Raw genomic sequence first — 14222 nt, 5'->3', positions numbered from 1 at the left:
TGGGCATGCGAGTGTGCTCTTTGCGTTCTCTTTTCGACATCAAACCCCCATTTTCCCTCTTCACGGTGGCGTTGTGCCCAAGAATAGACACTCATCTTTGAGCGCAGCTCGCATTCCACAGCGATGTCAGCTGGCCTCCAACCAGCGTTGAAGAGCTCAACAGCACGAAGCTTGACCTCAAACGGGTAGCGGGTCAATGTTTTTGACTGTTTGCGGGGTCGACCAGGTTTGGCGGGTTCACGCAACCATTTGTACAGCGTCCATCGCCCTGGATAACCAAGTTCACGGACGGTCTTGGTCACCGATTGAGTGCGCTTGTAAACCTGCAGAGCTCTGCGTCGCTGCTCCTTGGTGTATGAGCGGTTCATGATGGAATCCTCCAAGATTCCGTCCGCATCCCCTTTTGTCGTTTAACCCTAAGTTGGACCTTATGAAATTCCCTAGCCTTGAGACCCTCCGCACCCGCGGGACCCGCAAGTGGACCCAGTTCGGCGACGACGTTTTGCCGCTGTGGGTGGCGGAATCCGACTTCCCCACCGCTGAGCCGGTCAAGCGCGCAATCCAGGACGCCGTGGAGCACGAGACCCTTGGTTACACCCCGGCACACCACAGGCTCGGCGACGCGTTGAGCGACTTCTACGTTGCACGCTACGGCTGGCGGCCTGACCCGGCGCGGGTCTTTCCAGTTGCCGATGTTGTGCGCGGCATGCTGCTGGGTGTTCAGTACTTCACCAAGCCGGACTCTCCCGTCATCGTTCCGGTGCCCTCCTACCCACCGTTTCTGGAGATCCCGGCGACGGCCGGCCGTGAAATGGTCGAGGTCGGTGCGAAGGGCGGCCTAGACTTCATGGAGATCGACGCGGCGTTCCGCAATGGCGCAGGCTCGATCCTGCTAGCCGCCCCCAACAACCCGTGGGGCTACACGTTCGACGAAGAAGAGCTCACCCAGCTGTGCGCCATCGCGGATAAGTACGGCGCGCGAGTGCTTGTCGACGAGATTCACGCCCCCATCGTTTACCCCGGCCACTCCCACGTCTGCGCCGCCGGCATCAACGAGACCACAGCGAACGTCTGTATCACTGTGACGGCCACATCGAAGGCGTGGAACATTGCCGGCCTGAAGTGCGCCCAGATGATCTTCTCCAACGACGAGGACGTGAAAACCTGGCACAGCCTGACCGGTGTGGCCAAAGACGGCACCGGCACGCTCGGCATCGTCGCAGCGGAGGCATGCTACCGCCTCGGCACGCCCGCGCTGGAGGACCAACTCGCTGCGCTTGAGCACAACCGCGACTGGCTCATCGAGACTCTTCCCGAGGCCATCCCGGGCATTGAGTTCACCCGACCAGAAGCGACGTATCTCATGTTCCTAGACTTCGCGGGCACGGCGATTGGGGATGAGAAGGAGCCGGCGGGCTGGTTGCGTCGAAAAGCGAAGGTGGCGCTCAATGAAGGCGCGACGTTCGGCTCCGGCGGCGAGCACCACGCGCGCCTCAACTTTGCCACCAGCCCGGAGATCCTCGCCGAGGCCGTTGATCGCATGTCTGCAGCGATCCGCTCCTGACGCTAACCTCGGAGCTCATGGACGAACAGATGGACGCCCAGGGGTACCTCATTGAAACTGATGCCAGCGAGTACGCCTCGCCGGCTCCCGCTCCCGGAAACGAGCCGTGGCAGCGGCCGGACCCGGAGTGGTACAAGGACGCAGTGTTCTATGAGGTGCTCGTGCGCGCCTTTTATGACCCGGATGACTCGGGTTCGGGCACGCTGCGCGGTGTCGAGGAGAAGCTCGACTACCTGCAGTGGCTTGGCGTGGACTGCCTGTGGCTGCCGCCGTTTTATGATTCTCCGCTGCGTGACGGCGGGTACGACATCCGCGACTTCCGTAAGGTGCTGCCGGAGTTCGGCACGGTGGACGACTTCGTCTCGCTTGTCGACGCTGCACATAAACGCGGCATACGCATCATCACCGACTTCCCCATCAACCACACCTCCGATACTCACCCGTGGTTCCAGGAGTCCCGCCGCGACCCAGACGGGCCCTACGGCGACTTTTTCGTGTGGACGGATGACCCGGAGAAGTACAACGAAGCCCGCATCATCTTCATCGACACCGAAGAATCCAACTGGACCTACGACCCGGTGCGCGGGCAGTACTTCTGGCACCGTTTCTTCTCCCACCAACCGGACCTGAACTACGACAACCCGGCGGTGCAGGATGCTGTGATCGACGTGATCCGCTTTTGGCTGGATCTGGGCATGGACGGCATCCGCCTGGACGCCATCCCCTACCTCTACGAGCGCGAGGGCACGAACTGCGAGAACCTGCCGGAGACCCACCAGTTCATCAAACGCGTCCGCAAGATTTTCGACGAGGAATACCCGGGACGGTTCCTCCTCGCCGAAGCCAACCAAATGCCGAACGAAGTGGTGCAGTACTTCGGTTCCGGCGAGGACAGCACAGGTGACGAGTGCCAGATGGCGTTCCACTTCCCCGTCATGCCGCGCATCTTCATGGGCATCAGGCAAGAGCGGGCCCAACCGATCATCGACATCCTGCGCGAAACCCCGGACATTCCCGAGACCGCTCAGTGGGGCATCTTCCTGCGCAACCACGACGAGCTCACCCTCGAGATGGTCAGCGACGACGAGCGCGACTTCATGTACACCAACTTCGCCACCGACCCGCGCATGCGCGCCAACGTGGGCATTCGCCGTCGCCTCGCCCCGCTGTTGGGCGGCCACCGCGACCGCCTCGAGCTGGCGCATGCCCTGCTGCTGTCACTGCCGGGCTCGCCGTTCCTGTACTACGGCGATGAAATCGGCATGGGCGATAACATTTGGCTGCCTGACCGCGACGGCGTGCGCACCCCCATGCAATGGAACGCTGACCGCAACGGCGGCTTCTCCCGAGCCGATCCGGAAAGGCTCTACCTGCCGGCGATCCGCAACGACACCTACGGCTACCAAGCCATCAACGTCGAATCACAGATGGGCCGCGAGAATTCGCTGCTGCACTGGGTGCGCGATCACGTGCACATCCGCAAGCAGTACCGGGTTTTCGGCCGCGGCGACTACCAGGAGGTCCAGCACGACAACGAGCAGGTCCTCGCCTTCATCCGCGAGTACAACGATGAGACCGGCCGCAACGAGCGCATCCTGTGCGTGAACAACTTGAGTTCCCGCCCGCAGCCAGTGGAAATGCGCCTGTCGCACTTGAACGGTGTGGTGCCGCGCGAGCTGTCCGGCAACGTCGAGTTCCCCGCGATCGGAGAGCTGCCCTGGCTGGTCACCCTCGCCCCGCACGGCCACTTCTGGTTCGACGTCTCCTGGAGGTAGTTGCATGGACTTGCACGCGACCCGTTTCTACGGCGCGAAATCGGAACCGATCGATTCCCAGACCGTCTCCGCCTCGGTGCCTTTGGGCTCTTACGAGTGGCAGATCCTGGACGTTCAGCACGGCGCCACCACGGACTTCTACCAGGTCCTCGTGGCCGATGACAAGGACGCGTTGCACACCGACGCCGGCGCACAGGCGTACCTCGAAGGGCTCGCCGAGTTCGGCGAGGTCCACGGCGACATGTCCGGCAGCTCCGCCCGCCCGCTCGGCGCGGACCAGTCCAACACATCGCTCGTCGTGGACGACCGTTGGATCCTCAAAGTCTTCCGCAAGCTCGAAGAAGGCCTCAACCCCGACGTCGAGCTGCTCACGGGCATCGCGGACTGCCCGCACGTCGCCGGGGTGCGCGGTCACCTCGTGCGCGACGGTCGCACGCTGGCCATGACGCAGGAGCTTATCGACGGCGGACGCGACGGCTTCCAACTCGCCACCACCAACGGACTCAGCGACTCGGACGCCCACGCCCTTGGCGCGGCGATCCGCACCGTGCACGACGCTCTCGCATCGGCCTTCGCCGTGGACAACGTCCCGGCCAGCCAGATTCGGGACTCCCTTAACGCGCACCTCGACGAGCTGGTCGACCAGGCCGAACAGCTCCGCGCGCACGAGGGAACGCTGCGTGAGATCTACTCCCGCATTCCCGACGGTGACCTGCCCGTCCAACGCATCCACGGCGACCTTCACCTCGGCCAGACACTGTACGTTCCTGCCTCGGAGCCGGATACCGGCACCGGGCACTGGTACCTCATCGACTTCGAGGGCGAGCCCGCTCGCCCTTTGGAGCAGCGCCGCCAACCGGACCACGCGTTGCGCGACGTGGCGGGAATGGTGCGATCCTTCGGGTACGCGGAGCTTGGAAACACGGGTCATCTCCTCGCGGGGTACGGCACGGACATGGACGCGCTGCTGGCTGCCTACGTGGCCGATAAAGCTGCATACGAGGTCGTCTACGAGGCCAACAACCGCCCCGACTGGGTGGATATCCCGCTGAAGGCGATCAGGGAGCTGGGTTAGACGGAGGCGTCGAAAAGCATTAGCTCAGTCACTTTCGTGCCGTCCACGTGTCAAGTAACTGGTTTCACCTGCGTCACATTCGACCCGGGGTAACGGAAAGCGGTTTTCAACGGCACGAAAATGCGGTCTTTCGCATGTGTGAGAACGGGTACGAACAGGGGCACCCACGACGGTTTTCATGCAATAGGATCTTGATCCCAGCCGGCGGAATGCTAGGGTAACCCCTACTAATTCGTTCATTTTCCCCCGGGAGGCGTTATGTCTACTGCTGTTACCGGCACAGCGAAGGGCTCAGAACAGGGCGGTGCTTCGAAGACCGCTGTTGTGGTCACCGCGCTGGCGCTGTTCTCCATGTTCTTCGGTGCGGGCAACCTGATTTTCCCGCCGATGTTGGCCGTTCAAGCCGGCGATAATTTCTGGCCGGCGATCCTCGGCTTCCTCACCACCGGTGCTCTGCTGCCGGTGCTGGCTGTGATCGCCATTGCCTTGTCCGGCTCAAACGTCCGTGACCTCGCGCAGCGCGCCGGCACGTTCTTCGGCGTCATCTTCCCGATCCTGGCCTACCTGTCCATCGGCGCCTTTTACGCTCTGCCGCGTACCGGTGCCGTCTCCTTCGAGGTGGCCATGACACCGGTGTTCGGCTGGGAGGGCACTGTTCCGCGTGCGCTGTTCAACATCGTGTTCTTCGGCATTGCTCTGGCTCTGTCCTGGAACCCCACCCGGATCACCGACACTCTGGGCAAGTTCCTCACCCCGGCGCTGGTGATCCTGCTGATCATCATGATCGGCACCGCGATCTTCACCATGACCAACCAGGGTTACACTCCGAGCGAGGATTACGCGAATAACGCCTACACCACCGGTGTCCTCGAGGGCTACCTGACGATGGACTCCATCGCTGCCCTGGCGTTTTCCATCGTGATCATCTCCTCCCTGCGCTTCAAGGGCCTGGGCGAGGGCAAGCCGCTGGTCCGCGGCACCATCTTCGCAGGTCTCGGCGCCGGCATTATGCTCGCGCTCATTTACCTCGGCCTGGGTCTGATCGGCCGCGCAATGCCGAACGCCGAGCAGTACGACAACGGCGCACCACTGCTTTCTGACGCCGCCCTGCAGATAATGGGCAAGCCCGGCCAGATCATCTTCGCCCTGATCGTTGTGCTGGCCTGCATGACCACCGCGATCGGCCTGATCACCGCCACCGCAGAGTACTTCTCCGAGCAGGTCGCTGGCTCCTACCGCGCCTGGGCCATCATCTTCGCTGTCGCCTCTGCGATCATGGCCACCCAGGGTCTGAACTTCGTCATGGCTGTCGCGGCTCCGGTGATCGGGTTCCTCTACCCGCCTGCCATTGCGCTGATCTTCGTGACGCTCATCGAGCCGCTCTTCCGCTCCCGCACGCGCTTGCGCTGGGGCTTCTTCCTGCCCATCTGGGTTGCTGTCGCGTGGTCCCTGATCTCCACCTTCATCAGTCTGGGCTGGGCTGCAGACGCCCTGACCCCGCTGGTCAGCTGGTCCCCGATGCAGGCGTACGACCTCGGCTGGCTGCTGCCGACCGCTGTCGCCTTCGTCATCGGCGTGATCATCGACCTGGCACGCCCGGCTGCTCCAATGGAGATCGGCACGCAGCGCACCGTCGACGGCGAGGAGCCGTACGCGGTGACTGAGTCCGCAGACGCAGAGCGCGTTTAGCGAACCCACTCTTCGTCGGCCGGCATCTTCGTCAGATTTCGGCGGATTGAATCTTCCGATGACCGCTACCTCTTTGACAAAGCTCGTTTCGCGGTCACCACTTCGCGCAGCAACCCAGTTCCACTGTCCATGCTCAGCACAGAATTCCCCTGATCGGTCACCTGGGCCCTCCGCAAAACTGACCTCACAACCGTCCGCAAGGTTGGGAATGATCGGCGACGCACAGCGTTGTACCAAGCATGGATCAGTCAAGTTCTTCTTCCACGCGAGCAACCCTGTCCCTCCTCGACTTTTGCACCGTGCGCGACAACGAGACCGCAGGTGAATCCATGCAGCGGTCGGTCGAATTGGCCCAGACGGGTGAACGGTTGGGCTTTGACCGTGTCTGGTACTCCGAGCACCACAACATGCCGTCGATCGCCTCGTCCTCTCCGGCAGTGCTGATCTCCCACATCGCTGCTAAGACGGAGAAGATCCGGCTCGGCGCTGGCGGTGTCATGCTGCCGAATCACTCGCCGTACGTCATTGCAGAACAGTTCGGCACCCTCGCCGAGCTCTACCCGGACCGCATTGACCTTGGCCTGGGCCGCGCGCCCGGCACGGATCAGCAGACGCTGGGCGCTGCTTTGCGGCGTGACCCTCGCGCCGCCGACAACTTCCCCAACGACGTCTTGGAGCTGCAGGGTTACTTGGCCGGCAAACCCGTCATCCCGGGGGTGACAGCAGTTCCGGGCGCCGGGACGAACGTGCCGCTGTACATTCTCGGCTCATCGATGTTCGGTGCCTCGTTGGCGGCGAAGATCGGTCTGCCCTACTCGTTCGCTTCGCACTTTGCGCCGACCCACCTGGTGGAGGCGACGAAGTACTACCGCGAGAACTTCCAACCCTCCGAGTACTGCGAGGAGCCGTATGTGATTGCGGCGGTGAACGTGACGGCGTCGGACAGCGAAGAGGACGCTGCGCGGCAAACGGAGTTAGTGCATCGTGCTCGTGTCCGCGCGCTGCTGGGTCGCCAGGGGCGCGTGCTGAGCGAGGAACAGCTTGACGCTGTGATGAACGCGCCGCAGGGCCAGCAGATCGTGGGCATGCTGCGCTACACGGCCCAGGGCACAAGCGAGCAGATCACCGATTATCTGGAGCAGTTCCAGGAGCTTTCTGGAGCCGATGAGCTGATGATTTCCCTGCAGTCCCCCACCCACGAAGAGTCGCTGCGCTCGATGGAGATCCTCTCGGATGCGTGGGCTTAGCGGGCACTGACCCTGTCGACAACGCTCATGGGCAGTTCATTAAAGTAAAGGCCGCTGAACACATTCGGATGAACGCATATCAAGAGGAGTGGGGATCATTTCACGCCGGCAGCAGCACGAGGAAATCGCCGAGTACCTCCAAGATTTGATCCAAAGCGGCGAACTTGCCCCCGGCGATCCGCTTCCCTCCGAAGCTGAGCTGTGCGAGAAGTTCGATTCTTCCCGCGGCCCGGTGCGCCAAGCGGTGGCCACGTTGCGTGCCGACGGCCTGATCTCCTCCGGCCGCGGACGCCGCTCCATTGTTCTGCTCGCGCCGTCGACAAGCAGCTTCGACGCTCTCCTATCCGCCTCTGCCCTGATGAAGGAGCAAGGCCGCACATCCGGCGGGAAAATCCTGCGGATAGCTCGCGAACCGGCTGATGACCGTACAGCTCGGGCCCTCCAGCTTGAGCAGGGCGACCCGGTTGTCGAGGTCGAACGGGTGCGTTCCGCAGACGGTGTGCCCGCCGTGATCGAGCGTCTGGTGTTTCCGTTCAAGATCGGTGAGCGACTGCTCGCGATGTCGGAAGACAACGAGTCTGTGCACGAGATCTTGGCGCAGCACGGGATCAACGCCGACAACGCTGTGCGCATCGGCCAGATCACCACAGCGACTGCGGAGCAGGCAACGTTGCTGGAAATCGAAGAAGGCGCTCCGCTGTGGCACGTGGAACTGCGCGCGTCGACGTTTCAGGGCGAGCACATCGAGTATGCGGAGTATGACTTCCGCGGCGACATGATGCGCTTGGTCATGTCGAATGTCCGCGGCGGGCCGGTGCCGGTGAAGTTCAGCATCATCGATCCGGGCACGCAGCCTGGTGACTACGGTGAATATAACAATTAGCCGAACAAGACCCCCTGTTAACTTTTTGGTAACCTCAGCGCCTATGAAACCAGTCATGTGCGCTGCTGCTCTTGCCCTAGCAGGGGCACTAGCAGGGTGTTCCGCAGGCAGCACAGCCACAAACGTGGGGCGGATCGAGCCCGGCAGCGTCGTCGTGGGCACCACGTCCGCGCCCGAGTCGCTCGATTTCACCACTACATCAGGCGCGGCGATTCCGCAGGCGCTCATGAACAATGTCTACGAAACGCTCGTGCGTATCGACGAATCCGGCAACCCCGCCCCGTTCCTCGCCGAGAGCTGGGACATCAGCGATGACCGAACCGAGTACACCTTCCACCTCAAAGAGGGCGTGACCTTTTCCAACGGGGACGAGTTCACTGCTGAAACGGCCGCGTTCTCCATCAACTACGTCAAGGACTCCTGGACCAACGGTTTGAAGGCGCAGATGGACCCGGTGGTGGGGGCAGAGGCTGCGGATAAGCACACGCTGAAGGTGACACTCGACGCGCCGTCGAATAGCTGGCTGTGGTCCATGGGCACGCTCACGGGCGCCATGATGACGCCGAGCGGTGTTGACGCGCTGGCCACGACACCTGTAGGCACGGGCCCGTACACCGTGAAGCACTTCGCGGTGGGCGAGTCGATCTCCTTCGACGCGCGCGAAGACTACTGGGATGAAGGCGCACAGCAGGACGCTGCGATCAGGTACTTCTCCGACGCGGTCTCCTCGGTCAACGCACTGCGCGTCGGCGATGTGGATGTGGTGTGGTCGCTGCAGGCCCCTGAGCTGCTGCAGACGCTTCCCGACGATTTCGATGTTCAGGTGGGCACCACCAACGGCGAAGTAGTACTGAGCCTCAACAACCGGCGCGCCCCCTTCGACGACCCGGCTGTGCGCCGCGCGGTAGCCTACGCGATCGATCGACGCGCACTCAATGACGTCGTCTGGTCTGGGATGGCCACCGACACCGGTGGCGCACCCGTACCGCCGACAGACCCGTGGTTCACGGGGCAGGATTACTATCCCTTTGATCCGGACAAAGCCCGCGAGCTTCTTGCCGGCCGCGAACCCGAGATCACACTGACCATCCCCTCGCTGCCCTACGCCCAGGACGCGGCGGAGCTGATTTTCTCGCAGCTATCCGATGTCGGCTTTCACGTGAAGCTGGAGACCGTCGAGTTCCCCGCCGTGTGGTTGGGTCAAGTGCTCAAGCAGGCGGATTACCAGGCCTCGCTCATCGCGCACGTGGAGCCGCGGGACATGCAGAACTTGTTCGGCAATCCGGAGTATTACCTCGGCTACGACTCTGAAAAGGTACGCGAGGATTTCGCCCTCGCCGACGCCGGTGACCAGCAAGAGCAGGTCGCAGGGATGCAGGCAGCGGTGAACACCATCATGGCGGACGTGGGCGCCCTGACGTTGGTCAATGCCCCGAACATCGTGGTCACTGCACCCGGAGTGACCGGCGTAGACCCGAACGTGGTCACTGACGGTCTCGACCTAGCGGGGGTGAAGAAGAAATGAAGCAGATCGGACTCGCTCTGTTGCGGTTCGTGCTCATGCTGTTCGCCGCCAGCGTGATCATCTTCGTGCTGCTGCGCGCAGTTCCGGGCGACCCGGCGCGCATCGCGCTCGGCGTGACCGCAACGGACGAGGATGTCGCGGCGTTGGCGGCGCAGCTCGGCACCGACCGGCCGCTTGTGGTGCAGTACTTCGACTGGATCGGTGGCCTGCTCACCGGTGACTTCGGCGTCTCCCTGTCCAGCCAGCAGGACATCACTCCCCTGGTGTGGGACCGGGTGCAGGTCTCGCTGATCCTGACGGTGTCCGCCATGGTGCTCTCTTTGCTCATCGCCATCCCGCTGGGCACATTGTTGGCGCGGCGGAACTCGGCGATGCTCGGGGCTCTGACGCAGATTGGCATTGCTGTGCCCAGCTTCCTTGCCGGCATCCTCGCGATCGCGGTGTTTTCCGTGTGGCTCGGCTGGCTCCCGGCGAACGGCTGGTCGCCGCCGAATGCGGGATTCGGGAAATTCCTCTCCCACCTCGTGCTGCCAGTGGTGTCTTTGACGCTGGTGCAAGCGGCCATCCTCACCCGATACGTCCGCTCTGCCGTCGCAGAAGAAATGGATAAAGACTACGTGCGCACGGCACATTCCATCGGGCTGTCCACGCGCGAAGCCCTCTACCGGCACGCACTGAAAAACGCGCTCTTGCCGGTACTCACCGTTGCTGGTCTCCAGATGAGCACGCTCATTGTGGGCGCCGTCGTCATTGAAAGAGTCTTTGTCATTCCCGGTGTCGGCTCGATGCTTCTCGACGCTGTAGCCACCCGCGACCTGACTACCGTCCAGACCATCATGATGCTGCTGGTCGTGTTCACCCTGGCCGTTACTCTCTTGGTGGACCTGCTCTACCGGCTGGTCGACCCGCGTTTGAGGAGGCAAGCATGAGACGTTTCCCTGCGACCTTCTGGGTGGGCGCGGTGCTGGTCGGTATCGTCGTCACGCTGGGGCTCATCGCGCTGGTGTGGACGCCGTACAACCCTGTCCAAGGGAACCCCGAACAGCGACTGGAGGCGTTTTCCGCCACCCATTGGATGGGCACGGACCAGTACGGCCGCGACATGCTCAGCCGCATCATGGACGGTGCCCGCATCTCGCTGCTGGTCGCGTTCGGCTCGGTCGCGTTGTCAGCACTGATCGGAGTGCCGCTGGGCATGTGGGCGGGCATGTCCCGCGGCTGGATTGAGACACTCATCATGCGCTCCAACGACCTGCTGTTGGCCTTCCCCGCTTTGCTGTTGGCCATCGTGTTCACCGCGGTGTTCGGCGCGTCAATGTGGATCGTGGTGCTGGCGATCGGCATCGCGGGCATCCCCGGCTTCGCACGCGTGGCGCGGGTAGGCACACTGCAGGTCATGGCGCAGGACTACATTCTCTCCGCCCGGGTCTCTCGCGTGCCCGGCCCGGTCATCGCGTGGCGGCACGTGCTGCCCAATATCGCTGCGATCCTCATTGTTCAGGTCTCCGTCGCGCTCGCGCTGGCCATCCTCGCTGAGGCCGGTTTGTCCTTCCTCGGATTGGGCACGCCCGCCCCGTACGCTTCCTGGGGCAGGATGCTGCAGGCTTCCCAGGCCTATCTGGCCACCGCACCCCACCTTGCGCTATGGCCTGGGCTGGCTATCGCGGCGACAGTCCTTGGGCTCAATCTGCTGAGCGACGGCCTCCAGACCGCCTGGAAGGTGAAACGATGACAACTCCCTTGGTGCATGTAGAAAGCCTCTCGATCCCCCGGATCCTGGAGGACATTTCCTTCGACATCTCCCCCGGTGAGCGCGTGGGCCTGATCGGTGAGTCCGGCTCCGGCAAATCCATGACCGCCATGTCCATCATGGGCTTGGTCGACCCGCGGCTGAAGGTCTCCGGTTCGATCACCGTGCATGGCCAAGAAGTGACCCGCAGCATGCGCGGCACCACCGTGGCCATGGTCTTCCAGGAACCGATGACCGCACTTGACCCGCTCATGACGGTCGAGCGCCAAGTCGCTGAGGCCAGCTCGCTAGATCGCGCGCGCGAACTCCTGCGCGAGGTCGGCATTGAGCGCACCGCCGCCTATCCGCACGAGCTCTCCGGCGGCCAGCGCCAGCGCGTGCTCATCGCCCTAGCTATTGCCGGCGACCCGGACCTGCTTATTTGCGACGAGCCAACCACAGCCCTCGACGTGACCGTTCAGGCGCAGATCCTCGATCTGCTCGACCGCCTGGTCCGGGAGCGCAACATGGCGCTGCTGTTCATCACCCACGACCTTGGCGTCATCTCCCGGATGACGGACCGGATCATCGTGCTCAAGGACGGGCGCATCGTTGACCCCGACGCGGACCTGAAGAATCCGCAGGTGGACTACACAGCACAGTTGGTCGCGGCGTCGCGGCCGGGGGAACCGGCGCTGGTGCGCGACGCGGATAAGCCGATCGTTGAACTTGACCACGTCACCTGGCGCCGCGGTGACACGCTCGCGCTTGATGACGTCTCTTTGACCGTCCGCAAAGGCGAGCGCCTCGGCATCGTCGGTGGATCGGGCTCGGGCAAGACTTCGTTGCTGCGACTCATCGCAGGTCTAGGTGAGCCAGATAGTGGCACCGTGCGTGTCGACGGCGGCTTGCAGATGGTCTTCCAAGACCCCTACTCCTCGCTGAATCCGCGCCGGAAAGTGCGCGATTCGATCCGTGAATCCGGCACCGATAAGCAACGCGCGGATGAGGTGCTGGCCCAAGTCGGCCTGGAGGGCACGGGCGATCGTCTTCCCAACGAGTTCTCCGGCGGGCAGCGCCAACGCATCTCCATTGCGCGCGCCGCTGCCCCGCGCCCGGAAATCCTCATTGCCGACGAGCCAGTTTCGGCGCTCGACGTGTCAGTGCGGGCTCAGGTGCTCGAGCTTCTCGACGACCTTGTGGTCCACGACAAACTCACCCTCATCTTCGTTTCCCACGACCTGTCCGTCGTACGGCAGGTGTGCCCCACGATCGCGGTGCTGCACAAGGGCCGCATCGTGGAGACCGGCCCGACCGAAGACGTGTGGGCGAACCCGCAGCACAAGTACACGCGCAAGCTGCTGGCCTCCATCCCTGCGTTCGAGTATTAGCGCTCAAACGCAGGAAGGAGATCGCCGCTAACGCAGAACGGTGACCGATCCGTCCTGGTTGACGTTGACCTTCGCAGACGTCGCCGCGGCCAGGTTGACGCGCTGCCAGGAACCGCCCTCCGCTTGCCAGTCCAGCGGGTTGCCCGGCGCGGTGGCGGTCTGCGCAATGACCTGCGCGCGCTGGTGGTAGTTGAGCTCGGGGAAGCTCGCCGCGATGAGCGTCGGCGCTGCCTGCGGGACGATCATCGGGGCGTCGGTGCGGTAGATCGGCTTGAAGTCGTAGGTGTTCCACTTCGTGGTCTGCTCCACGGCCGTCGCGGTGGGCACATACGGTTTATCGGATGCCACCAGCTCCGGAATGGACTTGCCGGTGCGCCACTGCATCTCGGCGCGCAGCTCAGCGGCAGCCTGGTCGAACGCGTTGCGCATCTTCGGGTCATTCAGACGATCCGCAGCAGCAGCCTGGCCGGACATGCGCCCGCCGATGACATCGAGCGGGTAGTGCACCCCCAGCACGATCCGGCTGTGACCGGCTTCAGCACCACGGTAGTGGAGCTGCGGGGCAGCCTCCGGGACCATGTACGCCAGCAGCGAAGTGACTAGCGCAGCCTGGTTGGTGTGGCCGGACGGGAAAGACTTCGAGGTCAGGTACAGGTCCTCCCCCGGCGGGTTGTAGCGCTTGATGCGATCCGGGGCGACCACGTGCGGGCGGTTGTAGTTGAAGATCTGCTTCTCGGCGAAGGTGGAGCTGGCGATGCCGCCGGAGCGGGCCAGGTAGCCGTTCCCCAGCAGGTACTGCGTCTTGGGTAGGCGGCCTTCGCGCAGGGCGTCGCGGAACTGCTTGCCGAATTCCTCGCCAAGACCCTCCGACAGCGTCACCAGCAGCTCGTCGGAGGAGGCGACAGCGTCGACCTGAGCGCGGCGCACCAGCTCCGGGTCGGAGGATGCAGCATTGTTGATGGCGATGACCTGCTGCAGGTTGGAGTCCATCACGTCGGGGCGGTTGTCGCGCAGGGACGGGAAGAGGCGGTTGACCTCGGCGTAAATGCCGTACTGGTAAGGCGAGATATCGGAAATGTAGCCGGCCAGGTAATCCGGGCTGAACGGCACCGGTTGCGGGGCGCCGCTGGCCTCGCGGGGAACCTGTCCGGTCGAGGATCCGGTGTTCGGATCGCGCAGCTGCGGCACTGTGACCTTGGAGTTCGGCGGGAGGTTGAAGTTCACGTGACCCAACGGCTGAGCGTGAGCCGGGGCGGCGGTGAGCGAAACAGCAGGAACGGCAACGGCCAGTGCGGTGGAGAAAATGGCAGGGAGGAGACGCTTCATGCGATGAGAGTAACCCGG

The 14222-nt window shown here is 63.4% G+C and carries 12 protein-coding genes; 10 read left to right on the top strand and 2 right to left on the bottom strand.

The window, feature by feature from the left end; all coding sequences use genetic code 11:
• A partial coding sequence (locus HMPREF0291_RS11560) for a terminase gpP N-terminus-related DNA-binding protein (RefSeq protein WP_415750640.1) occupies positions 1-368 on the bottom strand: 368 nt, incomplete at its 3' end.
• Positions 369-430: 62 nt separating this feature from the next.
• Here HMPREF0291_RS11560 and HMPREF0291_RS05660 point away from each other — a divergent pair.
• From HMPREF0291_RS05660 to HMPREF0291_RS05615, 10 genes are all read left to right on the top strand, one after another.
• Complete coding sequence (locus HMPREF0291_RS05660) at positions 431-1564, top strand: MalY/PatB family protein (RefSeq protein WP_005289287.1); 1134 nt, start codon at positions 431-433, stop codon at positions 1562-1564.
• A 17-nt stretch (positions 1565-1581) separates the two neighbouring features.
• On the top strand, positions 1582-3339 hold the full coding sequence (gene treS, locus HMPREF0291_RS05655) for a maltose alpha-D-glucosyltransferase (protein ID WP_005289284.1): 1758 nt from the start codon (positions 1582-1584) through the stop codon (positions 3337-3339).
• Positions 3340-3343: 4 nt separating this feature from the next.
• Entirely contained in the window at positions 3344-4414 is a 1071-nt protein-coding gene (locus HMPREF0291_RS05650; RefSeq protein WP_005289282.1) for a phosphotransferase, read from the top strand.
• A gap of 258 nt (positions 4415-4672) precedes the next feature.
• Positions 4673-6103, top strand: a complete 1431-nt coding sequence (gene brnQ / locus HMPREF0291_RS05645; RefSeq protein WP_005289278.1) for a branched-chain amino acid transport system II carrier protein — start codon at positions 4673-4675, stop codon at positions 6101-6103.
• A 239-nt stretch (positions 6104-6342) separates the two neighbouring features.
• A complete protein-coding gene (locus HMPREF0291_RS05640) occupies positions 6343-7350 on the top strand; it encodes an LLM class flavin-dependent oxidoreductase (RefSeq protein ID WP_005289276.1) in 1008 nt (335 codons plus the stop codon).
• 88 nt (positions 7351-7438) lie between these two features.
• On the top strand, positions 7439-8233 hold the full coding sequence (locus HMPREF0291_RS05635) for a GntR family transcriptional regulator (RefSeq protein ID WP_005289273.1): 795 nt from the start codon (positions 7439-7441) through the stop codon (positions 8231-8233).
• A 43-nt stretch (positions 8234-8276) separates the two neighbouring features.
• Entirely contained in the window at positions 8277-9758 is a 1482-nt protein-coding gene (locus HMPREF0291_RS05630) for an ABC transporter substrate-binding protein (protein ID WP_040423556.1), read from the top strand.
• Positions 9755-10687: an ABC transporter permease gene (locus tag HMPREF0291_RS05625; protein WP_005289267.1), complete on the top strand. Its 933-nt coding sequence runs from the start codon at positions 9755-9757 to the stop codon at positions 10685-10687. The genes HMPREF0291_RS05630 and HMPREF0291_RS05625 overlap by 4 nt, the downstream gene beginning before the upstream one ends.
• Entirely contained in the window at positions 10684-11490 is an 807-nt protein-coding gene (locus HMPREF0291_RS05620; protein ID WP_005289264.1) for an ABC transporter permease, read from the top strand. The genes HMPREF0291_RS05625 and HMPREF0291_RS05620 overlap by 4 nt, the downstream gene beginning before the upstream one ends.
• 8 nt (positions 11491-11498) lie before the next feature.
• The gene (locus tag HMPREF0291_RS05615; RefSeq protein WP_040424283.1) at positions 11499-12878 is read left to right on the top strand and encodes an ATP-binding cassette domain-containing protein; all 1380 of its coding nucleotides are present in this window, start codon (positions 11499-11501) and stop codon (positions 12876-12878) included.
• Positions 12879-12905: 27 nt separating this feature from the next.
• On the opposite strand, the gene HMPREF0291_RS05610 is transcribed toward HMPREF0291_RS05615, so the two are convergent.
• Positions 12906-14204 (bottom strand): acid phosphatase, encoded by a 1299-nt coding sequence (locus HMPREF0291_RS05610; RefSeq protein ID WP_005289257.1) that lies wholly within the window; start codon positions 14202-14204, stop codon positions 12906-12908.
• Positions 14205-14222 lie beyond the last annotated feature (18 nt).

The organism is Corynebacterium genitalium ATCC 33030 (genome assembly GCF_000143825.1).
Taxonomy (GTDB): Bacteria; Actinomycetota; Actinomycetes; order Mycobacteriales; family Mycobacteriaceae; genus Corynebacterium; species Corynebacterium genitalium.
Note: the sequence above shows the minus strand (reverse complement) of the source record. Positions and strands in the feature narration are given on the sequence as shown.